Here is a 26,829-nt window from a genome sequence, read left to right as displayed (position 1 = left end):
AATTAAAAAAAATAAATTAGGGGGAGATCGAACACATGCTAAAATTTCTACTCTTTTCTTTTTTATTATGTACAACTTTAATGGGAAAAGAGCATGTAGTTTTATTGGAAAATGAAAATAGTTTTTTCTTCTATAAAGAAAAAAATCAGTATAAAGGATTATATCCGAAAATATTTGAGGACATTAATAAAAAAAAGAAAATAAATTTAAATTTGAAAGAATTAGATACAAATCTGATCTTAGATATGGAAAAAGGTAAAGACATTTTAATAATGGATTTAATAGAAAATGAAGAAAGAAGAGAAAAGTATTACTTTATTCCCACATTTTTTTATTTAAAAGCAAATATGTATTTTTTAAATAATAACTTTATAGATATTACAAATTTTTATAAAAAAAGAGTTGGAGTTATTAAAGGAACATACTTAGATAGAGAATTTTTAGAAAAATATGATTTTTTGCATAGTGAAATAATAGATATAGAAACTCGAGAAAAAGGTTTACAAATGCTCAAAGATGGTGAAGTTGATGGATTTGTAGCGGATAATCAATATGGATTTAAGGATAATTTAAGTAAAATAGAGTTAAGCAGAATTCCAATCATGGTAACAACGCTAGCAGTTCCAAAAAGTGAAAAAAAGCTCTATAAAAATTTAAAGAGATATTTTGAAGAGATTTCACCAGAAACATTAAAAAATATGATAAGTGACTCTAGAAGAGAGTATTATAAAGATAAATTTGGAGATAAATATACGAATTTAAAAGATAAATCAATAAGTGTGGTTTTTCCAACAGAAAAAACTAATTATCCTCTTTATTATATAGAAGATGGTGAAGAAAAAGGTTTAGCAATTGAGTATTTAAAAGATGTAGGAGAAATTTTAGGTATTCAAGTAAGAAAAATTTTTTATTCAAAAGAGGAGGATTGGAAAAGTAATGATATAACAATTGCCTCAACAATAGAGAGTAGTATAAGAGATAATGAAAATTATACAAATCCATATTACACATTAACTCCTGTTATTTTTAATAGAAAAGAGGATGGGTTTATAAATAATTTGGTAGAAGCAAGAAAGAAGAGATTTGCTGTTGTAGAGAATTCATATTATATGGATTATTTAAGGAAGTTTCTAAAAGAAGAAAACTTTATTTATGCTAAAGATATGGATGAAACAATAGAGAAAGTAAAAAGAAAAGAGGCAGATTATAGTATTGGTGATTATAAAACATTGATTAACAAACTATATAACACTGGCTATGATAAAGAGATAAAAATTGCAGGTATTTTAGATAAAAAATATGATGTATCTATGGTTGTAAATAGTGAGCAAAAAGAACTTTATGAAGCTTTAAAAGATATTTCAGCTAGTTTTTTAAATGAAAATATGAGTAAAAATATTTATTTAGAAAAAAATAGTTATGAAACAGATAAATCTAAAAAAATTCTTATATTTTCAATGGGAATTTTGTTAATCAGTTTTATTTTATTATATAAAGGAAGAAAAAACTTAGTAGAGAAAAGAAAATATGAGGATTTAATGTTATCTTTAGTGTCGTCTTTAGAGGCAGTAAATCAATTTAACGATCTTGAAACAGGCAATCATATAAAAAGGTTAAATTTATACTCAGAACTTTTAGCTAATAAACTTGGATGTAGTAAAAAGTTCTATGAAGAGATAGGAAGAGTTGCTTCACTTCATGATGTTGGAAAAATAGGTATAGATAGAAGTATACTTAAAAAACCAGGAAAATTAACAGAAGAAGAGTTTAAAGTAATAAAAGAACATCCAGAGATAGGTTATGAAATCATAAAAAAGTCAGGTGTAAGTATAATGGCTGAAAATATAGCAAGATATCATCATGAAAAATGGGATGGAAGTGGTTATCCTTGTGGCTTAAAGGGATTAGAAATACCACTAGAAGCTAGAATTGTATCAGTTGTAGATGTTTATGATGCACTGAGACAAAAGAGAGTTTATAAAGATGGATTTACTCATGAAAAAGCGATAGAGATAATAAAAAATGAAAGTGGAAAAAGTTTTGATCCAAATATAGTAAAAATATTTTTAGAAAATGAATTCAAATTTGAAAGATTATTCAATTCAAATATATAGCAAAAGGGAGCAAAATATTTTGTTCCCTTTATTATTTTAAATTAAGTTATTATACTGTAAAATGAAATAAACCCTAAAGTTAGAATTATAAAAGATATGAGCTTTTCCTTAATATTTTGAAAAAAATATCCAGTTTTTCTTTTGGTATCAAATAAAAAATAAAGAGTTCCCAAAGAATAAATAGTTAAAGATTGGAAAACATAACTTAATCCAGATGAATAAATCATCCAAGCACCATAAATAACTCCACCTATTCCCCAATAAAAACATTTTTTATGAGCATGTTTAATTGCAATTTTCATTAAAAATAACGATGAAAAAATATAAGGAATAAGAATCATACATGATGCAGAGTTAGTAATAACAAGATATGCATTTTGAGCAGATAATGAAAGAAAAAATACAATCTGCTTTAAGATACCATTTGTAAAAAGAGCCCCAGAACAAGCATCATTTTTATTTACTTTTTTAAAAAAATTAGGAAAAAGTCCATCCAAAGCTACGTTATATGGTATTTCTGCTGTTAAAAAAGTCCAGCTAAGCCAAGCTCCTCCAACAGATATTAAAACAGCTACATTAACTAAAGTAGCTCCAACAGGACCAATAACAGCTTCAATAATATAAGATAGGGCAGGGTCTTTAAGTGCAGCTAGTTCAGCATCACTTAAAACACCATAACTTAAAAGTACAATAAAAACATATAAAAATAAAGATATGAAATATCCAATCATAGTGGCTCTTCCAACTAGTTTAATATCTGAAGCTTTGTCAGAAATAACAACAGCACCTTCTATTCCAATAAAAGCCCACAACGTTTGTAGCATGCAACCTTTAACTTGAGAAAAGATAGATGCGTTATTAAATGAACCACCCCAAAAATCTTTAAAAAATATCTGTCTAGTGAATCCAATATACAATATAATAACACCTAAAAAAATAGCTACAACTTTACCTATTGTAGCTAAGACATTTATAAATTTTAATCCAACATCTCCAGCAAGGGCAGTTCCAATAACAATCCAAATTAAAACACTTCCTAAAATAATACCGTTAAAACTATTGATAGGTCCAATACTAGGAAAAAAATAATTTAAAGTTTGAACTAAAAGAACAGGGTAGCTGGCATTACTTATAACGTTTGAAATCCAATATCCCCAGGCAGAATGAAAACCTGAAAAAGTTCCAAATCCCTCTTTGGCATATTTATAAATTCCATCTGTAACATCAGGAGTTTCACTAGCTAAGATTTGAAAGGTTTTGGCTAAAAAAAGAACCCCAATACCAGAGATTAACCATCCAATCATGGCAGCTCCAGCCGATGACGATTGAGCAATATTTTTAGGCATATTAAATATTCCTCCACCAATCATAGAACCAACAACAATTGTTGATAATGTAAAAATTCCTAAAGAGCTCTTTTTTTCCATAATAGCCAAAACCTCCTTAAATATTTAGAACTATTTTTTTACAATAGGTTCTAATCCTTGAACATCTAGCCATTGAGAAAGAGTTAGGTTGTTTAACTCTCCAAATCCTTTTTCAGGAACGGCTTTTCTAGCTAAAGTAACATATGGTCCACAAGTTAAAGATGTTCCAATTTCTCCTGGTTTCATGATAGTATAAGCAAATCCCACATAAGTTCTATCATATGCAACATGAGAATCTTTTCCACACTCAACAACAGACCAAACAATAGCTTTTCTATGATCTTCTAAGAATTTTTTTAAATCTTCTGGATTATCATTTTCAGTCCAGATTCCAGCATCTTCTATAAATAGACTGGCATCTTTATCTCTGTCCTTAGCTATAGAGATTGCGATGAAACACCAAACACCATATCCTTCATTTTCTTTAAACTCTCTATTTTCTGTAGGTCTATATGCAGTAACGCCTTTATTAGCACAAATCATATGTGATCCAGGAAGTGGAGTAAATCTTCTTTTAGATTCAGTTCCAAAAAGTTCAACACCAGCTTCTAAAAGAGGTTTAGCATCATAAACTTTTAAAATTGAACCGTCAAATTGAGGTACTTCTAAAACTGTTGGATTAGAATCTTCAGCAATTGAATCATGTTTAGCTAAGTCGTATCCCCAAACTTGCCCAGCAAGACCACAAAAAGATGAAGCAGTTAACATATTGATTTGTCCAACATAAGCATCATTAACCTCAGCTCTATCATAAGCTACAATACCATCTATTAAAATATCATCAGTTTTAGGAACTGTTCCTACAGAAACTTTTAAAACTGAAACGTATCCGTTTCCAGTTGAACCAGGAGCTCCATATCCATCACAATAATCCTCATAAAAGCTAATCGCAGTTTTGTCAATTTTCATTTTTGTTCCTCCTTTATTTTAAAAAAGTTCAGCAATCATACATCTTACAGAGCCACCACCATAAGTTTCAATGGTAGAAATATCTGAATAAATAATTTCAGAACTTTTTTTAATTACATCGATTTGTTCTTTTGTAAAGCCTTCAAAAGCTGATTTAGACATAAGTGTATAACGTTTTCCATGAGAATTCTTTAACTCTAAAACATTCCCACAAAACTTTAAAACTTGATTAAGAGAGATATCAATAATCTCTTTTTTCGAATTTAAAATAGAGTTTTTTAAAGCATCCCTTTCTTTTAAATTAGAAATAGATTCTAGACAAACTACAACAAAATTTTCAGTGACTCCCATCATAACATTAGTGTGATAAATAGGAGTAGAGATATTATTGAAATTTTGAGCAGAGTGAAACTTTAATGATTTATAGTTAGTTAGTTTGCAAAATTCATCTAAAACATCTTCATTTGCTCTAGGAGAGAGAGAACAATAAGCAATTTTATTGATTCTATCTAAAACTAAAGCTCCTGTTCCTTCCAAAAATTTATTTTCTTTTTCAAAAGATGTTAAATCTATAATATTTATAGTTTCGTTTAAAAAAAGTTTTTTTAAATTTGGAAGAAATTTAGTTCGTTCTAGTCGTCTGTTTTCAGCAAACATAGGATAAATAATAAGAGTATTATTTTTGTGAGAACTAAACCAGTTATTTGGAAAAATACTATCAGGTGTATATGGAGTGGACGTATCTTGAATAACGTCCACTTCAATTTCAACACTTTTCATTTTATTAACAAGAGCATCGAACTCGTCTAATGCTTTTTTTTCTACAAGTTCTGGATTTTCTTCAAGATTTTTTTGATAAGCATTATTAACTGCAGTTTGTGCATTGTAATAAAACTTAACAGGTTTAATCATTAGAACTTTACTTGTTATTTGACTATTCATCATACTCATCTCTTTTCATTAACCTAATAAAGCTTTATAGTTCATGATTAAATATATCAGTCCTAAAATTCCTAATATGAATAAAACAATAGAGAAAATTCTTTCTTCTTTATTGAATTCAGGGTTACTAGGGTCAAATTCTTTTCTAGCTTTCATGAAGAATGGAATACCAATAGCATATATAACTGCTGCTAAAAGCATGTAGTTTAATCCGGCTGCGTAAACAAGCCATAAACCATAAATAGTTCCTAATAATCCTGTAATTTCAGCATTTTTTCTGCTAGCAAATATATTAGTTGGATAATTATCATTTTTAGCTGCAATTTTCCATAGATAAGCAGTACAAACAATATAACAAGGTAAAACCATTACTCCTGTAATACTTAACATTAAATTCCATGCGTTATTAGAGAAATAAACGACAATCATAGTAACTTGCATAATAATACTAGAAATAAGTAAAGAGAATGATGGAGAATCATTTTTATTTACTTTAGCAAATGCTTTTGGGAATGTTTTTCCTTTAGCTGCAGCAAATGGTAACTCAGCAAGCATAATAGTCCAAACAAGCCAAGAACTTAATATAGCTATCATAACTCCAATATTCATTAACCAATCTCCCCATTGACCAACAATTCCACCTAAAACAGCTGCAGTTGAAGGAGCTGCCATATTTGAAAGTTGACCTTGAGAATAATGTCCAAGTGGAAGTAAAGATAATAAAACATAAAGAATTAAACATCCTAAGAATCCTAAAAGAGTTGCTTTACCAACTTCAGCTTGATCTTTTGCTCTGTCAGATACAACAACAGCTCCTTCAATTCCAATAAATACCCATAAAGTTACAAGCATTGTACCTTTAACTTGACTTAAAAGACTACCAAGAGGTTTATCAGAAAGAGTTGTTATAGTTTCTGTACCCCAGAAGTTAGTGAAGAAGAATCCAACCTTAAAGAAGAAAGCTGTAATAAGTAGGAATAATACAATTGGAACCAATTTACCAATAGTACCAATAGTGTTTAATGAAGTAGCACCCTTAACTCCAGCTAAAACGATAAAGTAGATAATCCAAATAACTAAAGATCCACCAATTACTGAGTTGAAATTATTTCCACCAGTAAAATATCCAGGGAAGAAATAGTTTAGGGAATCCATTAATAAAACTGCATAGCCAATATTTGCGAAACAGTTACAAATCCAATAACCCCAAGCCATAAGGAAACCAGTAAAGTTTCCAAATCCAAGTTCACCGTAGGCATAGATTCCAGTTGTAGCATCAGGTCTAGCTTCAGCTAAAATTCTAAATGTATTAGCAACAAACCACATCCCCACACCAGTTATAACCCACGCAATAGTAATAGCTCCAGCCCCAGCAGATTGAGCCATGTTTTGAGGTAAGTTAAATACACCACCACCAATCATAGCACTAATAACAACGGCAGTAAGAGCTACTAAACCAAGTTTTTTGTTATCGTCAGCCATTTTAAACCCTCCTTAAAAATTAATTTTTTATAACCATAGTATGGAATCTTCTAACTCCATCATTGTCAATAAACGCTTCAACTCCATGGATATCACTGAAATATCCAGGGAAAACTCTTTCAAACTCCTCTCTTGCTAAAAGAAAATCTAAAATAGATTTTGAGTTTTCATCAATTTTTTCTCCACCCATTAAAACTGGAATTCCTGGTGGGTATGGAACCACAATAACTCCAGCAACTCTGTTCATACAATCTTTAACAGGAACATGCTCAATGTTTCCTCTAAATACCTCTCTAGAAGCTTCAGCAGGTGTTAGCTCTTGTTTAGGGATAATCTGAAATGCTTTATCCATAAGTTCTAGAAGTTTTGATTCTATAATATATTTATGCATATCTAAGCAATGATCTTTTAATCCTTTGTTAGAGTATTTTTCAGGATAAGAATTAACTAAATCTGGGAATATTTCAACAAGAGGAGTATTTTTATCAAAATCCTTTTTAAAGTCCATTAAAACTTTGATAAGAGCTTCTTGTTTTGTTATAGTAGTTCCAATAGAGTGAAGGAATAAAAGTGAATATGTATCTGTTTTTTCATTAACTACTCCTCTGTCGATGATATAGTTACTTAAAATAGAAGCAGGAATACCAATATCTTCATATTCACCATTTACTTTTAAACCTGGACATTTTAGTGTTAGTTTAATAGGATCTAGCATAACATAATTTTTTTCGATATCATTAAATCCATGCCAATTGTTATCTGTATCTAAAGTCCAACAACTTTGATTTTCTAGAAGATACTTGTCTGGAACATCTTCAAAATTTGTTAAAATTCCATTGTATAAAACTTTTTCTGGTTGCCATAAAGAGAAAAACCATTGATTAAAACTAGCATACTCTTTATTTAATTTAGCAATTCTTTTTCTAAAGTGAATAGCATTTAAAATAGTTTCATTCATCAACTCTTTACCAGAAAAATCCATCATAGCTGTAGATACATCTAAAGAAGCAATCATGCTATATTGTGGTGATGTTGACCCATACATTAAATATGCTTCATCGAAAACTACAAAATCAACTTTATCTTTAGTTCCATCTTTAACATGAAGCATAGAAGCTTGGGAAAATGCTCCTAATAACTTATGTGTAGAGTGAGACGCAAAAATTGGTGGATGTTCGATAAAGTTATCAGATTCAGTCATAGCATAGTGATCTTTATATATAGGATGGAACTTAGCATAAGCATACCAAGCTTCATCAAAATGTAGATTTTCAACATTATTATTTAAAGTTTCTTTTATTTTGTTAACGTTATAACAAAGACCATCGTAAGTGGAGTTTGTTAATGCTGACATTTTAATCTTTTGTTTTTTCTGTTCATCAGTTAATTTTGAATTATCCTCAATTATTTTATTAATATACTCTTTTGTAAATTCATTTAATTTAACAGGACCGATTATACCTAAACTATTTCTTCTAGGAATCATATACATTGGGATAGCTTCTGTTATAACCATTCCGTAATTTAGGGATTTGTGACAGTTTCTATCAACAAAAGCTAAGTTATCTTTAGTAACTCTACCTTTCCAAATAACTTGATTAACTGAACTTGTTCCGTTTAAAATATAGTAAGTTTTATCAGCAGAGAAAACTCTAGCTGAATTACTTTCAGCATCTTTAACAGGACCTTCATCATCTAAAAGAGAACCTAATTCTGGAACTGATATAGAAAGGTCTGATCTTAGAGTGTTTTCTCCATAAAAGTCAAACATCATTTTTCCAATTGGATTAGTCATAAACATAAGTCCACCAGCATGACCAGGCGTATGCCAAGGATACTTAAATTTTTGAGTATAATCCATTAATTTACCGAAAAAGACAGGTTTGATAGCTTCAAGATATCGTTCAATTTCTAATTCTATTTGACCTGCTAAAAAAGAGATGCTATCTTCAAAAATATTTATTACAAGATTTATTGAATTTAAAATTTGTAATGGGATATTTGAAGAACCGTTTTCTGTTAACACAACAATTGGGATTTTTGGATTTGTTTTTCTAACAAATTTAACTAATTCTTCTAAATTTTCATTGGAATTTAAAATAATTCCAGAAAGAGTTTTATTAGACATATAAACTCTTTTAAAATCAGTCTCATTGTCAACAAAAGAAGTAGTGAAAGATTCTAAAAGGATATCTAATTGTTTAGAAGATTCATAAGTTGAATCTAACTCGTGAAAAACTAATAAGGACCAATTTAAATAATCAACAGACTTCATAAAAAAAACCTCCTTAATTGTTAGAACAAAAAAATTTTAACTCACGATATTGTTAAAAAAAAAATGTGAGTTTCCTTTAAAAAATATTTTTTATTCTTAATTTAATAAGTTCTTTAATATTTTCTATAAGTAGGAAATAAGTTGCTTTATTTTCAATATTTAAACTATTCTCATCAATCTCTTTTTTAAATCTATCTTCTGAGCGTTTTATTTTACTTAAAAGAATATTGTAAGTATAATTATTTGAAGATGATGTGGCTAAATCTCTTAAAATTACAGCTAATTCAGAAGTGATTGAGATATCAGTAGAAATTTTACCAAAACACTCTCTTATTTTTGAAAGAATGATATATTCTGAAAATTTTAATGAATAATTTTTAGAAATATCTACTTTTTTAAAAAATAATCGATTATCCTTTTCCATTTCAACTAATTGTTTGCAATCATCTAGGTTAATTTTTAGCTCTTCAAAGAGTTCATCTTGTTTTAATGAAACAGCTTTATATTTTAAAGCTTTAGAGAAGTCAAAAATAATATCTTTCATAATAGAATCAATTTTTTCTAATTGGGAGATGATTTCATTGTTCTGGCTAGGCATATATAAGTTTGAAATAATAGCACAAAGAACTCCAACTAATAAAAGAAGATATTGATCAAGAACAAAAATTAAAGATACATTTTCATCTAATAGAAAATGTGTCGCTAGAACAATGTTGGTGAAAAATCCCTGCATTAAGTTAAATCGTATACAAAGAGGCATAAAAATAGCTGTAAATATAACTAAAGAAATAGGATTAAATTTAAAAATTTTAATGATAGTAGCAGATAAAATTAAACCAAAAGAAGCGGCAAGAACTCTTTCAAAAGAACTTCTAAAAGAAGCTTTTCGAGTACTTTCTAAACTTAAGATACAAATTGTAGCAGCGGAGTATTGATATTCTAAAGAAAAATATTGAGCAATAAGAACAGCTGCATAAGGGCCAATCATATTTTTAAAAACTTTATGTTTATCATAAGTACTTAGTTTATTAAATATCATAAAAAATCCTCCCTAAAATGAGATTAAATTATTATAAAGGTTATTCAATGGAAAAATAAAAAATCCTACACCAATTTAAAATTAAAAATATATTTTCAAAAAAATATATTTAGAAAAAATAATTTATTTTTTTCTTGATTTTTTTGATTTTTAAATATATAATTCATCTTGTAAAAATAAGATGTTTATAAGGAGTGAATTGAAATGAAAAAGTTAAGTTTGACAAATAAGATTTTTATATCATTGATTTTAGGTGTTATAAGTGGATTGATTTTATATCCCTTTAGAAACGATTTAATAGTGAAAAAATATATAATAGACTTTTTCTTTAACTTCTTAGGAACAGGATTTATAAGAGCAATAAGAATGATAGTGGTTCCATTAGTTTTTTGTTCGTTAACTGTAGGAGCAGCAGGTGTTGAAGATATAAAGAAATTAGGAAGAGTGGGAGTAAAAACTTTAGCATTTTACTTAGGAACTACAGCAGTAGCGATAACTTTAGCTTTAGGAGTAGGATCTCTAATAAATCCAGGAAAAGGAGTTGTTTTGTCTCAGATTACAACAACTAATGTTTCAGTAAATGAAACAAAACCATTCATAGATATATTGTTAGGGATGATACCAATAAATCCAATAGAAGCTTTAGCTAAAGGAGATATGCTACAGATAATAGTATTCGCAATTTTATGTGGTGTTGGTATGGCTATATTAGGAGATAAAGTTTCTACAGTTAGAAAAGGGATGGAAGAGTTAAATAGTTTAGTTTTAAAATTAGTTGAGATTATAATGCAGTTAGCTCCATTTGGAGTATATGGATTAATTGGAAAAACATTTGCAACATTAGGATATACAGCAATGTTACCTTTACTAAAATACTTTATAGGTGTAGTTATTGTTTTATTATTACATTATTTAATAACATATCAAAGTTTGTTGATTTTCGTAGCTAAGTATAACCCTATTAAATTTTTAAAGAAATTCTCAGGACCAATGATGGTAGCATTTTCAACTTCTTCAAGTAGTGCAACTTTACCATCTTCAATGGAAACAATGCAAGATGAATTTGGAGTATCTAAAACAATATCTTCATTTACACTTCCTTTAGGAAGCACAATAAATATGGATGGAACAGCAATAATGCAAGGTGTTGCAACAATATTTATAGCTCAAATCTATGGAGTTAATTTAACAATGGGAGATTTTGTAACAGTAATTATAACAGCTACATTAGCTTCAATAGGAACTGCAGGAGTTCCAGGCGTTGGAGTAATAATGTTAGGAATGGTATTGCAACAAGTTGGATTACCTTTAGAAGGGATGGCTCTTGTAATGGGAATAGATAGATTTGTGGATATGTTTAGAACAACTGTTAATATAACAGGAGACGCAGTTTGTACATTGATTGTAGCGAGAACAGAGGGAGAATTAAAAGGTGAAGAGGTAGTTACACCGGTTAAAAAAAATACATTAGCTTAATATTAAAATAAAAAAAGATACCTCAGGTATCTTTTTTCATTTTTAATTATAATTTAAAGTTAATTTGCTATATGAAGAATTTCCTTGAAATCTTCAGGTAAAGGTGCTTCAACTAGGATTTTTTCACCACTTTCAACATCAGTAAAAATTAGTTTAAATGCATGAAGAAGTTGTCTTTTAGCTCTAATATCATCACCACCGTAAAGTTCATCTCCTAAAATAGGGTAACCTACTAAAGACATATGGGCACGGATTTGGTGAGTTCTACCAGTGAAAAGTTTTAATTCAATTAAAGTTAGGTCTTCGTTAGGGAAACGCTCTAAAACTTTCATATAAGTTTTAGCAGTTTGACCACCATTTTCAGGGGTCATCTCTTTACGTCTAAGTTCATCTCCCTCTTTACCAATAGGAATTTCAATCATCATTTCATCTTCTTTAACAATACCTTTTACAATAGCTTGATAAAATTTTGAAACTTTTTCTTTATCACTTTGTAAAAAAGCTTGAGTATAAGCATTTTTAGCTACAACGATTAGTCCAGAAGTATTCATATCTAAACGATTGAAAAATCTAGGAGGCTGAACTTTTCCAGTTTGTTCTTGAAGATAGTGAACAACACCGTTAGCTAATGTTAAATCTGTTTTTTTAGTAGTTGGATGAACAACTAAATATGGATCTTTATCAATAATAAGTAGATTTTTATCTTCATACATTATTTTAAGGTCCATCTGAATAGATCTAATTCCAACTTCTTTTTCTTTTTCTTTAACTAAAAGTCTTGCATTTTTTTTAACTTGCTTTGTAGTTTTGGTTCTTTTTCCATTTAAATATACTTCAACATTTCTAATACCTCTTCCAGAATATCCTTTTTCTCTAAGGTATTGAGAAATTTTCATATTGTGAAATTCAGGCTCAACAACAAATTTTTTCATATTTCCACCTTTAAAATTTATATTATTTTATAATATTTTATAATGAAATTCAGAAAAAAACAATCTTTTGATTTTAAAGTGACAAAAAAATGATCGTTTTAACACTAGTGTATAAGTATACTAGTGTTGTATGAAATTAGAATTTGAAAGGATATTCAAAAGTAAAAACTTTAGTAAAAAAATAAAGAAATTAAAGTATGACCAAATACTTTTCGACTAAAAATTCAAATTTAACCAATTAGCAAAAAACAGCAATTAATGGTTTACAAAAAAACATAAAGGTTGTAATATAAACACATAATGAATTGAATAAAAATTCAAATAACAGGGAGGCAAAGTAAGAATGGGATACAAAATAACAGCAGAAAATTTTGATAGCTTGTTAAAAAATCTTAGTAAAGAGTATAAAATTTATGCTCCAAAAAGATTTCCTAAACAGGGAAGATATTCAGACACAGACATTGTGAGATATGATAGAGTTTATTCGGCAGATGAGATTGTACATGATGAGAAATCTGATTATGCAGCAAAGGAAGCATTAAGCCCTATAACAGAAACAGTTTTATATTTTACAGATGCAGACTATAGAGAGTCAAAAGTTGTTGACGATAGACCAATGCTTGTATTTGCAAGAGCTTGTGATATTCACTCGATAAAAAGATATGATGATATCTTCTTAAAAAATGGTGGATTCGAAGATTCATACTATAAGAGAATGAGAGAAAAAACAAAGTTTATATTAATGGAGTGTCCAGCAAAAGGTTGGGATACTTGCTTCTGTGCTTCAATGGGTACTGGATCAGCAGATGAGTATGCATTTGGAGTAAAATTTAATGGTGAAGAAGTTTTAGTAGAAACTAAAGACGACGCATTTAACTCTTACTTTGCAGGAAATGATGAAATTGATTTCCTAGTAACTCCAGTTGTAGAAAATGAAAGAGTTGTTAGAATACCAGAAATAAATGATAAAGAAACTCAAATAGCTGTAAAATCATTAGAGATGTGGAAAGAGTTTGACAAGAGATGTTTAATGTGTGGTAGTTGTACTGTATCATGTTCTACATGTACTTGCTTTACAACTTATGATATGAACTATAGTTCTGATACAAATGCAGGAGAAAGAAGAAGAATAAATGCTTCTTGCCACGTTGATGGATATACAGATATGGCTGGAAACCACTCGTTTAGAAAAACAGGTGGAGACAGAATGAGATTTAAAGTTATGCATAAAATCCACGATCATAAAAAGAGATTTAAAGAGCACCATATGTGTGTTGGATGTGGAAGATGTGATGATAAGTGTCCAGTGTTTATATCTTTCTCAACTACTGTAAACAAATTAGCTGCAGAAGTTGATAAACTAAATGGAGGTAATAAGTAATGGAAAATTTAATAATGCCAACGCCATATAGACTTTTAGATGTAAAAAAAGTTACTGATATAGAATACCTATTTAGAGTTGAATATCCAGAGGCAGGAAATGTAAAGTTTGGACAATTTATGCAATTATCTTTACCAAAAGTTGGAGAGTGTCCAATCTCTGTTACAGATTTCTCAGCAGCAGATGGATGGGTAGAGTTTTTAATTAGAAAAGTTGGAATAGTAACTGATGAGATTTTTAATCTTCATGCAGGGGATTTATTACCAATGAGAGGACCTTATGGAAAAGGTTTTGATGCAATTGATATAAAAAATAAAAAAGTAGTTATCGTAACAGGAGGATCAGGATTAGCTCCAGTTAGATCTTTAATTAATCATATTCATAGAAATCCAGAGGAAGTTCAATCAATGGAATTATTATTTGGATTTAAAGATGACGCATCTATACTATTTAGAGATGAGATTATCAATTGGAGAAAAAAACATCCAATGGTATTAACTGTAGATAAAGGATGCGGATTAGACGGTGAGTGTGTAGGGCTTGTAACAGAGTATGTACCTCATTTAAAAATGGTATCGGATAATTTTGATGATTTAGAGGTTGTAATTGTTGGACCACCTAATATGATGAAATATACAGCTATTGAATTTGAAAAGCTAGGAGTTCCAGCTGATAAGATTTGGGTTTCTTTTGAAAGAAAGATGTCATGTGCAATTGGAAAATGTGGTCACTGTAGAATTGACGAAGTTTATGTTTGTCTAGAAGGACCAGTATTCAACTATTCTCAAGCTAAATATCTAATCGACTAAGGGGGTAAAATAAGTGAATCACGATATTAATATAACTAAACTAAAATTAAACTGCTTCCGTCAATCAAAAGTACCTGGAGAGTTCATGATCCAACTTCGTGTTCCAGGTGGATTAATTGAAGCTAAATATTTAAAAGTAATACAAGAGATTGCAGAGAGATGGGGAGATGGAACATTCCACATGGGTATGAGACAAACTCTTAACGCTCCTGGAATAAAATTCGAAAATGTAGACGCAGTAAATGCTTACTTAGAGGAATATATTAAAGAAGTAGATGTAGAGATGTGTGGAGCTGAGATGGAAGTTAACAAAGCTGGATATCCTACTATCGGAGCTAGAAACATCATGGCATGTATCGGAAACTCTCACTGTGTAAAAGCTAATATCAATACTTGGGAATTAGCTAGAAAACTTGAGAAGAAAATTTTCCCAAGTCACTATCATATAAAAATGGCTATAGCTGGATGTCCAAATGACTGTGCTAAAGCACACTTTAATGATTTTGGAATTATGGGTGTAACTAAGCCAATCTATTTAAAAGATAGATGTATTGGATGTGGAAGATGTGTTAAGGTTTGTGATCACGCTGCTACAAGAGTTTTAAAGTTAGAAAATCATAGAATTGTGAAGGATTCTTGCTGTTGTGTAGGATGTGGAGAGTGTGTTGAGGCATGTCCATCATCTGCATGGGTAAGACCAGAGCAAAAATTATATAGAATGACAATAGGTGGAAGAACAGGAAAGCAATATCCAAGAATGGGTAAAATGTTCTTAAACTGGGTAACAGAGGATGTAATTCTTCAAGTTATAGGAAACTGGCAGAAGTTCTCTGCTAATGTATTACATCATAAGCCTATGTATATTCATGGAGGTCACTTAATTGACAGAGCTGGATATCAGAAGTTTAAAGAGATGATACTTGATGGAGTAGAGTTAAATCCAGAAGCACAAGTAGCACAAAGAATCCTTTGGGCAGAAACAGAGTATAGAGCTAATATCAACGTTAAGCCAATCTCTCAACACCCAAGTCCAGGAGAGACATATACATTAGAAAAACCTTTTAACTACGGTGGAGGTCACTAAAATTTAGTTTTTAAAATCAAAAAAATATAGTCTGATTAATGGGGACCCCAAAAGGGTTCCCATTAGTCATGTTTGGGACTTTGAATATCAGTTCAACAAGAGCACATTAAAAAAAACCTAGGGGGTAAAAATGGAAGCTGTAAAAGAGAACAAAAAAAGTTTAAAGGAAACAATACTAGATTTATTTAAATTTGAGGATTACTGGGCAATATTACTAGCAACAATTATACTTATATTTTGTACAATTATTTACATGGGGTCAGATTCACAAAGTGTTTTAGGTAAAACAGAGGTCTATAATAGTATAATGAAGACAGAAGGAGAGAGAGCTCCTTTTAAAACAGTTCAGTGGCATGAAGCACAATTTGATAAAAATAGTTTGGCTATAAAGACATCAACAACAGAAAAGGTAAAAAGTATTTTAGGAAAACCTAAAAAGTGGGTGACTAACCCAATTGAGTCAATATATTTAAGTGAAAGTGCAGCTAAAGTAAAAGGTGCACCATTTATTCAACAATATGAAGATTTAAAAAAAGAAACAGCATTGCTAAAAAATCAAGCTTTAGCTGCTACTGCACTAGCTGAAGAAAAAGCTTTTGCAGATACTAGTTTAAATACAACTGCAAATGAATCAATAGATAAATGGCTTATTAGTAGAGATAAAGAAAATAAAATGAAATCTAAAGCTATTGTAAAACCTTATAACTTAATTCCTAATTTAGCAATATTATTAGCGTTTATAGGTATTTATTTTAGTTTAGGTATGAAAAAAATGGGAAGAGATAGAGAAGGGTTTTTACAAGGATTCCCAGCAGTTTTCGCTTTAGCTACAGGAGCTTATTTATTAGGAGAGCAAGAAACTTTAAAGGCTTGGGGTCTAGGTTATGTTTTCTGGGGTCTAGTTTTAGGATTAATAGTTAGTAATACAGTTGGGACACCAAAAAAGCTTTTAGCAGCAGCTCAAACAGAATACTTTATAAAAACAGGATTGATTTTATTGGGATCAACAGTTTTAGTAAATAAAGTTTTATTAATAGGAATACCAGGAATTTTCGTAACTTGGTTTGTAACTCCAGTAGTTTTAGTTTTAACTTTTGGATTTGGAGATAAAATTTTAAAAATGGAATCAAAGAGCTTAAATATGGTTATGTCAGCGGATATGTCTGTAAGTGGTGTATCAGCAGCGATTGCAGCAGCAGCAGCTTGTAAAGCTAAAAAAGAAGAGCTTACACTATCTGTAAGTATCTCTATTATGTTTACTGCGTTTATGATGATAGCAATGCCGATGTTTATAAAGGCTTTAAATATGGATCCAGTGTTAGGTGGAGCATGGATTGGAGGAACAGTTGATTCAACAGGAGCAGTAGTTGCTGCTGGAGAATATTTAGGACCGGTTGCTAGAGACGTTGCAGCAACTATAAAGATGATTCAAAATATAATAATCGGGGTAATGGCATTAGGTGTAGCAGCATATTGGTCGTTAAAAGTTGATAAATCTATGGCTGAAGAAAGAGACTTCTCTTTAAAAGGTTCATTAAAAGAGATTTGGAATAGATTTCCAAAATTCATATTAGGATTTATTGGTGCTTCTCTTGTTTTTTCTGGAATTTATGGGATGTTAGGAGTGGATGGATCTAAAGTTATTATAGATAAAGGAATGGTAAATGGATTGATTTCACCTTTACAAGGTTGGTTATTCTGTTTAGCTTTTACAAGTATTGGATTATCTACAAACTTCAGTGAATTAAGCAAGTTATTTAAAGGTGGAAAGCCAATTACTCTTTATATAGTAGGAAAAATTATAAACCTAGGTGTAACTTTTGGAGCTGCATACTTAATGTTCCATGTAGTTTTCCCTGATATAACAAAATCTTTAATGAGTTTATAGAGAGTTTTTAGGAGGAGATATGATAAAAAAGTGGATAGCTTTTATAGGTAGTTTTGTATGTATATATTTTTTCTGTTTCTCTGTATTGCCTTTTTTAGATGAAACTTTAGGATTTAAAGAAGCACATGAGAAGTTAGCAGAAGAGGATATAGAATCAGGAGCATGGTATTATATTTTTGTAAAAAAAGTTGAACCTAGCTCAGAAAATGTTAGACATACATTAACTTACTCAAATTGGGGAGAGAGTAAAGATGCAAAACGTTGATATATTTATAGAAGAAGAAAAAAAAAGAGCTATAGAGATATCAAATGAAATAATAGAAAAACCTAAAGTATCTATGATGGTTGTTATATTTCCTTTTCTTTTAATCAATTATATTCAGGAATTAAGAGTTTATCGATATAAAAAAGAGTTTTTTTTAAAAGAATATCTATTTTTAAAAAATATGGTAGTCGATTTATTGAAAGAGGGATATTCCTCTTCAGAAAAGATAAAAATTGAAATAGAGAAGCTTTTAATAAAAGATGAAAAATATTTAGAGTTTTATAAATATCAAATTCAAGAAGCATTGAGTATAAAAAAATATATTTTCCAAGAGGAAAGTGAAAAAATAATGAGGTTAAAAGAGATAGAAACTTTAAAAAAGTGGATGGATATATTTGAAGTGGATGAAGAAAGTTTGAGTGTTAGTTTAAAATTATTTAAAACTTTAAATAATAAAATATAAAGTCTTGAAAAAACTGCATTTGTATGCAGTTTTTTCTTTTACAATCTTGTCTAAATATGATAAAATATGTTCAAATTTAATTAGAAACATTAGGATATTAGGGAGGGAAAATGAATAAAAATTTAAAAATTTTTGGTTTAATGGGGTTAGTTTTAGCTCTTTCTGCTTGTAAAGTATTACCGCCAAAAGATGGTGAGTATGAGATGACTTTAGTTCATGTAAATGATATCCACGGAAGAGCAAAAGAGGGAAAGTATGATGGAGTTGGTTTAGCTAGAGTAGCAACTATAGCTAAAGCTTTAGAGCAAGATAAAAATAATGGAAAAGTATTGCTAATAGATGCAGGAGATACAATGCATGGGACAACTTTTGCTACTTTAACAAAAGGGGAGTCAATGGTTGAAACTTTAAATGCAGCTGGGCTTGATTATGCAACTTTAGGAAATCATGATTTTAACTATGGACAAGATAGGTTAGAAGAGTTATTATCAATGCAAAAATATAAAACATTAGCGGCAAATGTTGTAGATAAAACAACAGGGAAGACAATAGCAGGAACATATGATATTAGAAAAATAGATGGGAAAAAAGTAGGATTCTTTGGTTTAGCAACTCCAGAAACTTACTTTAAAACAAATCCAAATAACGTAAAAAATATAACAATAGCTGACCCAATAGCAACAGCAAAATCAGTTGTAACTCAAATGAAAAAAGAGGGAGTTAAATTTATAGTTGTAATATCTCACTTAGGTGACGATGAAAGTACAGCAAAAAAATTACAAAGTGTTGGATTGGCAGAAGCTGTACCTGAAATAGATTTAATTATTGATGGACATAGTCATACAGAATTAAAAGAAAAGAAAGTAGTTAATGGAGTAACTATAGTACAAACTGGGGAATATGCTAAAAATGTTGGAGTAGTTAAAGTTGATTTTGATAAATTAAAAAACAAAATTGAAGCAATAGACTATACACTATATACAAAAAATATAATAATGAACGGAGATAATCCAGTTCCAGAAGATGCTAAGGTAAAAGCAACGATAGATGAAATTTCTAAAAAGCAAGAAATGATAACAAGTGTTAAAGTTGGAGAGTCACCAATTTTATTAGAAGGAGATAGAGCTTTTGTTAGAACAGGAGAAACAAATCTTTCTCAATTAATAACAGATGCAATGTTATGGAAAACAGGAGCAGATGTAGCTCTTACAAATGGAGGAGGAATTAGAGCTTCTATTAATCCAGGAGAGGTTACAGTAGGAGATGTAATTAGTGTATTGCCATTTGGAAACTATGTAATTACAAAAGAAGTAAAAGGGTCAGATTTACAAAAAGCTGTTGAAAACGGAATTAGATCATATCCAGAATCGCTAGGTGCAATGGCACAAGTTGCAGGAATGACAGTTAAATTTAATGTTAAAAATCCAGCATACAGAAGAGTTTTAGAAATTAAAATAGGAAATGAAAAATTAAATCCAAATAAAACATATGTTGTAGCAACAAATGACTTTATGGCAGCAGGTGGAGATGGATATTCATCTTTAGCTGGTGGAAAAGAATTAGGGCATTATCCGGCATTAGATGAGGTTTTAATTGAGTATATCCAAAAAGTTGGATTAGAAGGTAGAGATAAGGTAGTTCCTAGATTAATACCGAAAAAATAAAAGGGGTTATAGATGAATAAAGAATCTTTAAGGGAAAAAATAGTGCTAGCTTTTATAGCGGTAGGATTGTTGTTAGGAGTATATGAGGCAAATAAGCCAGGACCATTAGTTATTGAAGAGATTGGAACTGGGTATAATGGTGATTTAACTGTAAAATTACAAGTAAAACCAAAAGGTGATGGATTTAAAATTATTGGAGTGGATGTTACTCATCAAGATACACCACCAATAGCTGATCCAGCTGTAGATACATTGAAAACATATATTCTAAAAAATCAAAATGCTGAGTTCGATGTTGTTTCAGGAGCTACATATACATCAGAAGGTATAAGGGAAGCTACTAAAAAAGCGTTAGAAAAAGTAAAGAATTAAAAAGAGGGCCAATTAGGCCCTCTTTAATTTTATTAATAAGCTGGGAAAATCTGAATTTCAACTCTTCTATTTTGTGCTCTACCAGAAGCAGTTGAGTTACTAGCTATAGGTCTATCAGGTCCAAATCCATTAATAGTTATTCTGTTAGGATTTACTCCTCTACGCACTAAATAATCAGCAACGCTTCTTGCTCTTTTAACAGATAAGTCCATGTTATAAGAGTAAGCACCTGTATTATCTGTATTACCTGAAATAACTATTCTTGTTTCAGGATATTGATTTAAAACAGAAGCTATATCATTTAAAGGTCCATAGAATCCATTTCCTATGATATATCCATTTGTAGGGAATGTAACTCCACCAGGAAGATTAAGATTTATGTAATTTCCTTCGTCTGTAACTTTAACTTGAGTATTTTGTAATCTAGCTTGTAATTCTTTTGTTTGTTGATCTTTATATGCTCCCCAACCTAAACCAGCAAGAGCTCCAATACCAGCTCCGATAAGTGTTCCTTTTGTATCTTGTCCAATAGCTTGTCCAATTAAAGCACCTACTGCGGCTCCACCAGCAGTACCAGTAGTTTTGTTATTGTATCCAGTAGCTGTACAAGCCCCAAAAAGAGATCCAGCTAAAAGAACAGAACAAATAAGTTTTGTATTTTTCATTATAAAAAACCTCCTTAACTAAAAATGATTATAGATATTATAGAAAAACTTTTTATATTTGTATATAAATTATTATTCTTTTTTAATAAAATCAATCCTTTTTTTTGAGGTATAAATAAAAAAATAAAAAAAATAAAAAAACTTTGTTGACATAAATAAGAATTTATGATACTATAATTTTGTAGCGAACGAAAGCGAGTTACAAAAACTAAATAGTCGGAATATAGCGCAGTCCGGTAGCGCACCTGCCTTGGGAGCAGGGGGCCGCAAGTTCGAATCTTGCTATTCCGACCATCTGCGGGAGTAGCTCAGTTGGTAGAGCGTCAGCCTTCCAAGCTGAATGTCGCGAGTTCGACCCTCGTCTCCCGCTCCAATTTAATATTTCATCAAATGTGTCTGTAGCTCAGCTGGATAGAGCAACGCCCTTCTAAGGCGTGGGTCAGGAGTTCGAATCTCTTCAGACACGCCATTTGGTGGCCGTAGTTCAGTTGGTAGAGCGCCAGTTTGTGGATCTGGTTGTCGCGGGTTCGAATCCCGTCGGTCACCCCAAATAATTTTATAAGATGCGTCATTAGCTCAGATGGTAGAGCACACGACTTTTAATCGTGTTGTCACTGGTTCGAGCCCAGTATGACGCACCATCTTTTTGCGAGGGTGGCGGAATTGGCAGACGCACCAGACTTAGGATCTGGCGTTTCGACGTGAGGGTTCAAGTCCCTCCTCTCGCACCATATAAGGTAATGTAAAGTCTTGAATATTCAAGACTTTTTTTTATATATAGAAAAAAGGAAAAGGAGAATAGTGTGGAAAGAAATATAAAGTTGACATATAGTTATGATGGAAGTGAATTTTTTGGCTTTCAAAGACAACCTGGTTTTAGAACTGTACAAGGAGAGCTAGAGAAAGTTTTAGGAACGATTTTTAAAAATAAAATAGATTTAGTTTCTGCAGGAAGAACTGATAGAGGAGTTCATGCTAAAAAACAAGTTTCAAATTTTTATACTACTTCAAGTATTCCTTTAGAAAAAATAAAAAGAATTATAAATGGTTTAATACCCAATGATATATTCATATTAGATGTTCAAGAGGTAGATTTAGAGTTTAGTTCAAGATTTTCAGCAACATATAGATCATATGAATATTATATAGGAGAGGATAGAAATCCATTTCAATCTAGATATGTTACTTTTGTATATGAACAGTTAGATTTAGAAAGATTAAATAAAATAGTTTCTCCTTTAGTAGGGCAACACGATTTTTCAAATTTTAGACTTTCAGATTGTGGAAGTAATACTACAATTAGGGAGATTTATGAAGCTAAATTTGAAAGAGTGAATGAAAAGACGATTAAATTGTATGTTAAAGGAAATGCATTTTTAAAATCTCAAATTAGAATAATAGTAGGAACAGTTTTATCTATTTATTTTGGAAAAAAACCAGAAAATTATTTAATAGAAATGTTAAAAAATCCAAATATTCAGTATGCAAAAATAGTGGCTGAACCTTTTGGTCTTCATTTATTCGATATAGGATATTAGGAGGAGTGATGAAAGTAATAGAAGTTGATGCAAAAAATAGAGAGTTAATCAAAAAAATATTTGATAATGAACTTGAAAGTTTCGGTGTGATGGGTGGAGCTGACATGTGGATGATTATGAGTTTTATTCGATATGGAAAACTTTATGTACTATTAAATGAAAGTAATGATTTGTTATCGGTTGCTCAATATCAAGGTGCGTTAGGAAAAAAAGAGGTTTTTTTGTATGGATTTTCAACTTCTTTAAAGGAAAGAGGAAAGGGATATGGAAAGATACTTTTAGAAGAAAGTCATAATAGATTAAAAGAATTAGGTATGGAAAAAATATATCTAACAGTAGATCCTGCTAATACTAAAGCTATAGATATGTATAAAAAAGCTGGTTATATAATAGAGGAACTACAAAAAGATGAATATGGAAAAGGAATTGATCGATATTTGATGATTAAAAATTTACTATGATATCTTGACAAAAATACTAAAAAGGTGTATATTAAATTAAAAAAAGAATTATTACAATTTTGTAATTATTTCAAAAGGAGGAAGCATGTATATTGAAAATATAAGTGAACATTTAAAAATACATGATATAAAACCCTCATATCAAAGAATGAAAGTATTTGAATATTTGTTAGAGAATAAAACTCATCCAACAGTTGATGAGATTTATAAGGCTTTATGTCCTGAAATTCCCACTCTTTCTAAAACTACAGTTTATAATACGTTAAATCTTTTTATAGAAAAAGGAATTGCTAAAGTAATAACAATAGAAGAAAATGAAACTAGATATGATGTGGACACACATGTACACGGTCATTTTAAGTGTGTAAATTGTAAAAAGGTTTTTGATATTCCAGTAACAATAGATCAACTTATAGTAGGGGATATGAAAGATTTCAAAATTGATGAATATCATGTTTATTTTAAAGGAACTTGTCCTAAGTGTCAGAATAAATAATTGTCAAATTATAAAAAATATGTTTAATAATTGGAGGAGGTTGTCATGAAAGTTTATGAAATTTTTAAAGTGAAAGAAAACCCAGTATTATTAGAGGTAATTGTAGCAGATAAAGATGGTATTTCTGTAGAAGGATTAGAATTGGTAAAAGAGAAGACTCAAGATGCATCAACAGAAAAACATGTTCCATTTGTTGAGGAAAAAGAGGATGGATATTTAGTAAAAGTTGGTAAAGAGATGGCTCATCCGATGACAGAGGAGCATTATATTCAAATGATAGAAATCTGTGTAGATAACTTTTTATATAGAAAATATTTAAAGCCAGGAGAAGCGCCTGAAGCATATTTTAAAGTACCAAAGGGGAAATCAGTATGTGCAAGAGAATATTGTAATATTCACGGGTTATGGAGTAATTAATTATTAAGGGGGTATAAAATGGGAAAGCATATGAGATGTGTAATTTGCGATTATGTTTACGATGAATCAATAGGTGATCAAGAAAATGGAGTAGCTCCAGGAACAAAGTGGGAAGATGTACCAGAAGATTGGGTTTGTCCATTATGTTATGTTGGAAAAGACCATTTTGAAGAAATTTAGTTAATTTATAATATCTGACCTCTTAGCAGTATTTGCTAAGAGGTTTTTTTATGATATAATATATGCTTAAGATATATATTTAGAAAGGAAGTGTCATGAAATTAGCAGTACTAGGAAGTGGAAGTAAAGGGAATGCTCTTTTTGTAGAAACTGATAATATCAACTTATTAATCGATGCTGGATTTAGTGGAAAAAAAATAGAGGAACAGTTAAAGAAAATAAATATAGATGTTTGTAATATAGATGGGATTTTAATAACTCATGAACATGGAGATCATATTCAAGGAGCTGGAATATTATCGAGAAAATATGATATTCCTATCTATATTACAAAAGAGAGCTACGAGGCTGGGATATTAAAAATTGGAAAAATAAAAGATAAAAATTTAAGATTTATAGAGGATGCTTTTTGGGTTGGAGATAGCATGGTATATCCATTTGATGTAATGCATGATGCTGAAAGAACAATAGGGTTTAGAATAGAAGAGAGTTCAGGGAGAAAAGTTGCGATAGCAACAGACTTAGGCTATATTGATAACACTGTTAGAGAAGCTTTTAGAGAGGTAGATGTTATGGTAATAGAGTGCAACTACGACTATCATAAATTAATGGATTGTTCATACCCGTGGGATTTAAAAGCTCGTGTAAAAAGTAGAAATGGACATCTATCAAATAGTGATTGTGCTAGATTTATTAGAGAATCACATCATGAAAAATTAAAAAAAGTTTATTTAGCTCATATGAGTAAAGATAGTAATGATCCCAAATTGGCTATCGATGCAGTTTTAGATGAATTATTAAGACATAATATTGATATTTCAGTAGAAATTGCTCAACAAGATGTGTGTAGTAAGTTAATTAAATTTTAGGAGGAGTTATGGAGGAGATTGAAAAACTATTAGAAGAATTGAAGTTTGAAATAGGAACTACAGATGTGCTAAAAGATAGTAATGAAAAAATAGTTTTAGGAACAGGAAATTTCTATGGAAAGGTACTTTTTGTAGGAGATGATTCTAATTTATATATAGATGAAAATTTAAAAGTAAGACCAGGGTCTAGCGGTGAGTTTTTGATAAAGCTTTGTGATATAGTAGGGTTATTACCAGAAGATTATTATATTACAACATTAACAAAATCTGAGAAAAATTATAGAGAGTTAGAAGAAAGAGATAAAAGAGATTTGAAAGAATATCTAATGATGCAGATATCGTTAATGAACCCAGAAGTTATTGTAGCTTTAGGACAAGATGTAGCAGAGTTATTATTAGAAAGAGAGTTTAAGTTTCTTCAAGAAAAAGGAAAGATTTTAGAGTGGAGAGGGAATATAAAGTTATTGGCAACATATGATGCTAATTTTGCTAAAAAATCAAGAGATGATGGTGGAAAAAGGTCTAAAGTAGCAGTAGAATTTTGGGGAGATTTAAAAACTATAAAAAATGCAATCGAGGGGATCTAATATGAAAATTTTAGTAGTAAGGTTTAAACAAATTGGTGATGCGATATTATCTTCTGTAATATGTAAAAGTTTAAAGGAAACGTATCCAGATGCAAAAGTTGATTATGTATTATATGATCACGTTGCACCATTATTTGAACACCAAGATTATTTAAATAAAGTTATATCTATATCAAAAGATGAGCAAAAAAATCCATTTAAATATTTAAAAAAAGTTTGGAATGTAACAAGAACCGATTATGATATAGTTATTGATATAATGTCTACACCTAAAAGTGAAGCCTTTACATTATTTTCTAGGAAAGCAAAGTATAAAATAGGAAGATGGAAACCAAAAAGAGGGTATACATATACACATAGTATACCGGAACCTTCAAGTGAATTTGATAAAGCTGAAAAGTTTTTAAAAATGTTAAAACCACTTATCGATGATGGAGTAGATGTAAAACTAGATAAAAATTACTCTTTAACATTTTTATCAGAAGAAAAAAATGATTTAAGAAAAAGAATGAAAGAAGCTGGAGTGGATTTTAACAAAATAATAATACCTTTAGCTATAAATTCTAGAAGAGAAAGTAAAGTTTATCCTATAGATTTAATGAAAGAGTTAGCAAAAAAAATATTAGATGAATTCGATTGTCAAATTATTTTATATTACTCACCAAATGAAAAAGAGTTTGCTAAAAAGTTTCATGAAGAGTTAAATTGGGATAAAAGAATAATATCAGATATAAATACAAAAAGTATAAGAGAGTTGGGAGCATTATTGTCTAATTGTGACATATTTGTAGGAAATGAAGGTGGACCTAGACATTTAGCTCAAGCTATAGACATTCCAAGCTTCTCTATATTTAGTCCAGGTTCAAGTAAAAGAGATTGGCTTTCAAGAGATAATAAAAGGCATGAGGGGATAGAGCCAAAAGATGTACTTTCAGATAAAACATATGATAATTTATCGTATGAAGAAAAGTATAGATTAATTACTCCAGATATTGTTTTAGAAAAAGTAAGGGAAAAAATGGAGCTTGTACCCAAATATATTGAAAAAAAATAGTGGTTATGATAAAATTTAAAAAGATATTTAAAAAATAAGG

The 26,829-nt window shown here is 30.0% G+C and carries 26 protein-coding genes and 6 tRNA genes; 24 read left to right on the top strand and 8 right to left on the bottom strand.

Going from position 1 to position 26,829, the window contains the following annotated elements; genetic code table 11:
• Positions 1-35: 35 nt before the first annotated feature.
• Positions 36-2,114, top strand: a complete 2,079-nt coding sequence (locus tag H5J23_RS09990) for a transporter substrate-binding domain-containing protein (RefSeq protein ID WP_185891950.1) — start codon at positions 36-38, stop codon at positions 2,112-2,114.
• Positions 2,115-2,155: 41 nt separating this feature from the next.
• Here H5J23_RS09990 and H5J23_RS09985 read toward each other — a convergent pair whose 3' ends face one another.
• The 6 genes from H5J23_RS09985 to H5J23_RS09960 all read right to left on the bottom strand — a co-directional run bounded on the left by H5J23_RS09985 (position 2,156) and on the right by H5J23_RS09960 (position 10,188).
• Positions 2,156-3,541: a basic amino acid/polyamine antiporter gene (locus tag H5J23_RS09985; protein WP_023051776.1), complete on the bottom strand. Its 1,386-nt coding sequence runs from the start codon at positions 3,539-3,541 to the stop codon at positions 2,156-2,158.
• Between the two features lie 30 nt (positions 3,542-3,571).
• Complete coding sequence (gene hdcA, locus H5J23_RS09980; RefSeq protein WP_023051775.1) at positions 3,572-4,450, bottom strand: histidine decarboxylase, pyruvoyl type; 879 nt, start codon at positions 4,448-4,450, stop codon at positions 3,572-3,574.
• Between the two features lie 18 nt (positions 4,451-4,468).
• Positions 4,469-5,392: a citrulline utilization hydrolase CtlX gene (ctlX, locus tag H5J23_RS09975; protein ID WP_040406141.1), complete on the bottom strand. Its 924-nt coding sequence runs from the start codon at positions 5,390-5,392 to the stop codon at positions 4,469-4,471.
• Between the two features lie 18 nt (positions 5,393-5,410).
• The gene (locus H5J23_RS09970; RefSeq protein ID WP_023051773.1) at positions 5,411-6,874 is read right to left on the bottom strand and encodes a basic amino acid/polyamine antiporter; all 1,464 of its coding nucleotides are present in this window, start codon (positions 6,872-6,874) and stop codon (positions 5,411-5,413) included.
• A 19-nt stretch (positions 6,875-6,893) separates the two neighbouring features.
• On the bottom strand, positions 6,894-9,149 hold the full coding sequence (locus tag H5J23_RS09965; RefSeq protein WP_023051772.1) for an Orn/Lys/Arg decarboxylase N-terminal domain-containing protein: 2,256 nt from the start codon (positions 9,147-9,149) through the stop codon (positions 6,894-6,896).
• A gap of 76 nt (positions 9,150-9,225) precedes the next feature.
• Positions 9,226-10,188 (bottom strand): aromatic acid exporter family protein, encoded by a 963-nt coding sequence (locus H5J23_RS09960; RefSeq protein ID WP_185891948.1) that lies wholly within the window; start codon positions 10,186-10,188, stop codon positions 9,226-9,228.
• 204 nt (positions 10,189-10,392) lie between these two features.
• Between H5J23_RS09960 and H5J23_RS09955 the strand changes: the two genes are divergently transcribed.
• Complete coding sequence (locus H5J23_RS09955) at positions 10,393-11,664, top strand: dicarboxylate/amino acid:cation symporter (RefSeq protein ID WP_185891947.1); 1,272 nt, start codon at positions 10,393-10,395, stop codon at positions 11,662-11,664.
• A 59-nt stretch (positions 11,665-11,723) separates the two neighbouring features.
• On the opposite strand, the gene H5J23_RS09950 is transcribed toward H5J23_RS09955, so the two are convergent.
• A complete protein-coding gene (locus H5J23_RS09950) occupies positions 11,724-12,596 on the bottom strand; it encodes an RluA family pseudouridine synthase (RefSeq protein ID WP_023051769.1) in 873 nt (290 codons plus the stop codon).
• A gap of 343 nt (positions 12,597-12,939) precedes the next feature.
• Between H5J23_RS09950 and asrA the strand changes: the two genes are divergently transcribed.
• The 8 genes from asrA to H5J23_RS09910 all read left to right on the top strand — a co-directional run bounded on the left by asrA (position 12,940) and on the right by H5J23_RS09910 (position 20,522).
• On the top strand, positions 12,940-13,977 hold the full coding sequence (asrA, locus tag H5J23_RS09945; RefSeq protein ID WP_023051768.1) for an anaerobic sulfite reductase subunit AsrA: 1,038 nt from the start codon (positions 12,940-12,942) through the stop codon (positions 13,975-13,977).
• Positions 13,977-14,786: an anaerobic sulfite reductase subunit AsrB gene (asrB, locus tag H5J23_RS09940; protein ID WP_023051767.1), complete on the top strand. Its 810-nt coding sequence runs from the start codon at positions 13,977-13,979 to the stop codon at positions 14,784-14,786. Before asrA ends, asrB begins: the two co-directional genes overlap by 1 nt.
• Before the next feature lie 13 nt (positions 14,787-14,799).
• Positions 14,800-15,870: a sulfite reductase subunit C gene (gene asrC, locus H5J23_RS09935; RefSeq protein ID WP_023051766.1), complete on the top strand. Its 1,071-nt coding sequence runs from the start codon at positions 14,800-14,802 to the stop codon at positions 15,868-15,870.
• 130 nt (positions 15,871-16,000) lie between these two features.
• Positions 16,001-17,758, top strand: coding sequence for a YeiH family protein (locus H5J23_RS09930; RefSeq protein WP_185891945.1), 1,758 nt, complete (start codon positions 16,001-16,003; stop codon positions 17,756-17,758).
• A gap of 19 nt (positions 17,759-17,777) precedes the next feature.
• Positions 17,778-18,023: a hypothetical protein gene (locus H5J23_RS09925; RefSeq protein ID WP_023051764.1), complete on the top strand. Its 246-nt coding sequence runs from the start codon at positions 17,778-17,780 to the stop codon at positions 18,021-18,023.
• Entirely contained in the window at positions 18,010-18,486 is a 477-nt protein-coding gene (locus H5J23_RS09920; protein ID WP_023051763.1) for a hypothetical protein, read from the top strand. Before H5J23_RS09925 ends, H5J23_RS09920 begins: the two co-directional genes overlap by 14 nt.
• Positions 18,487-18,596: 110 nt before the next feature.
• On the top strand, positions 18,597-20,150 hold the full coding sequence (locus tag H5J23_RS09915) for a bifunctional UDP-sugar hydrolase/5'-nucleotidase (protein WP_185891943.1): 1,554 nt from the start codon (positions 18,597-18,599) through the stop codon (positions 20,148-20,150).
• A gap of 12 nt (positions 20,151-20,162) precedes the next feature.
• The gene (locus tag H5J23_RS09910; protein ID WP_185891942.1) at positions 20,163-20,522 is read left to right on the top strand and encodes an FMN-binding protein; all 360 of its coding nucleotides are present in this window, start codon (positions 20,163-20,165) and stop codon (positions 20,520-20,522) included.
• 32 nt (positions 20,523-20,554) lie between these two features.
• On the opposite strand, the gene H5J23_RS09905 is transcribed toward H5J23_RS09910, so the two are convergent.
• The gene (locus tag H5J23_RS09905) at positions 20,555-21,187 is read right to left on the bottom strand and encodes an OmpA family protein (protein ID WP_185891940.1); all 633 of its coding nucleotides are present in this window, start codon (positions 21,185-21,187) and stop codon (positions 20,555-20,557) included.
• Between the two features lie 217 nt (positions 21,188-21,404).
• On the opposite strand from H5J23_RS09905, the gene H5J23_RS09900 reads away from it, so the two are divergent.
• The 14 genes from H5J23_RS09900 (at position 21,405) to H5J23_RS09835 (ending at position 26,789) form a co-directional block, all read left to right on the top strand.
• Positions 21,405-21,481, top strand: a tRNA-Pro gene (locus tag H5J23_RS09900).
• Between the two features lie 3 nt (positions 21,482-21,484).
• Positions 21,485-21,560, top strand: a tRNA-Gly gene (locus tag H5J23_RS09895).
• A gap of 19 nt (positions 21,561-21,579) precedes the next feature.
• Positions 21,580-21,656, top strand: a tRNA-Arg gene (locus tag H5J23_RS09890).
• A gap of 4 nt (positions 21,657-21,660) precedes the next feature.
• Positions 21,661-21,736: transfer RNA gene (locus tag H5J23_RS09885), tRNA-His, on the top strand.
• Positions 21,737-21,752: 16 nt separating this feature from the next.
• Positions 21,753-21,828, top strand: a tRNA-Lys gene (locus tag H5J23_RS09880).
• Between the two features lie 7 nt (positions 21,829-21,835).
• Positions 21,836-21,918, top strand: a tRNA-Leu gene (locus H5J23_RS09875).
• 72 nt (positions 21,919-21,990) lie between these two features.
• Positions 21,991-22,725 carry a tRNA pseudouridine(38-40) synthase TruA gene (gene truA, locus H5J23_RS09870; protein WP_185891938.1) on the top strand — a complete coding sequence of 245 codons (735 nt, stop codon included), beginning with the start codon at positions 21,991-21,993 and terminating at the stop codon, positions 22,723-22,725.
• A gap of 8 nt (positions 22,726-22,733) precedes the next feature.
• Positions 22,734-23,186: an N-acetyltransferase gene (locus H5J23_RS09865; protein ID WP_185891936.1), complete on the top strand. Its 453-nt coding sequence runs from the start codon at positions 22,734-22,736 to the stop codon at positions 23,184-23,186.
• Positions 23,187-23,271: 85 nt separating this feature from the next.
• Positions 23,272-23,682 (top strand): Fur family transcriptional regulator, encoded by a 411-nt coding sequence (locus H5J23_RS09860; RefSeq protein WP_023051716.1) that lies wholly within the window; start codon positions 23,272-23,274, stop codon positions 23,680-23,682.
• Between the two features lie 45 nt (positions 23,683-23,727).
• A complete protein-coding gene (locus tag H5J23_RS09855) occupies positions 23,728-24,099 on the top strand; it encodes a desulfoferrodoxin family protein (RefSeq protein ID WP_185891934.1) in 372 nt (123 codons plus the stop codon).
• An 18-nt stretch (positions 24,100-24,117) separates the two neighbouring features.
• Complete coding sequence (locus H5J23_RS09850) at positions 24,118-24,279, top strand: rubredoxin (protein ID WP_023051714.1); 162 nt, start codon at positions 24,118-24,120, stop codon at positions 24,277-24,279.
• A gap of 95 nt (positions 24,280-24,374) precedes the next feature.
• On the top strand, positions 24,375-25,148 hold the full coding sequence (locus H5J23_RS09845) for an MBL fold metallo-hydrolase (RefSeq protein ID WP_185891932.1): 774 nt from the start codon (positions 24,375-24,377) through the stop codon (positions 25,146-25,148).
• An 8-nt stretch (positions 25,149-25,156) separates the two neighbouring features.
• Positions 25,157-25,735, top strand: a complete 579-nt coding sequence (locus H5J23_RS09840; protein ID WP_023051712.1) for a uracil-DNA glycosylase family protein — start codon at positions 25,157-25,159, stop codon at positions 25,733-25,735.
• A 1-nt stretch (position 25,736) separates the two neighbouring features.
• Positions 25,737-26,789: a glycosyltransferase family 9 protein gene (locus H5J23_RS09835; RefSeq protein WP_023051711.1), complete on the top strand. Its 1,053-nt coding sequence runs from the start codon at positions 25,737-25,739 to the stop codon at positions 26,787-26,789.
• The last annotated feature ends 40 nt before the right edge of the window (positions 26,790-26,829 follow it).

The organism is Cetobacterium sp. 2G large, assembly GCF_014250655.1.
GTDB classification, from domain to species: domain Bacteria; phylum Fusobacteriota; class Fusobacteriia; order Fusobacteriales; family Fusobacteriaceae; genus Cetobacterium_A; species Cetobacterium_A somerae.
The sequence above is the reverse complement of the archived record's forward strand: the minus strand, read 5'-3'. Positions and strand labels throughout refer to the sequence as shown.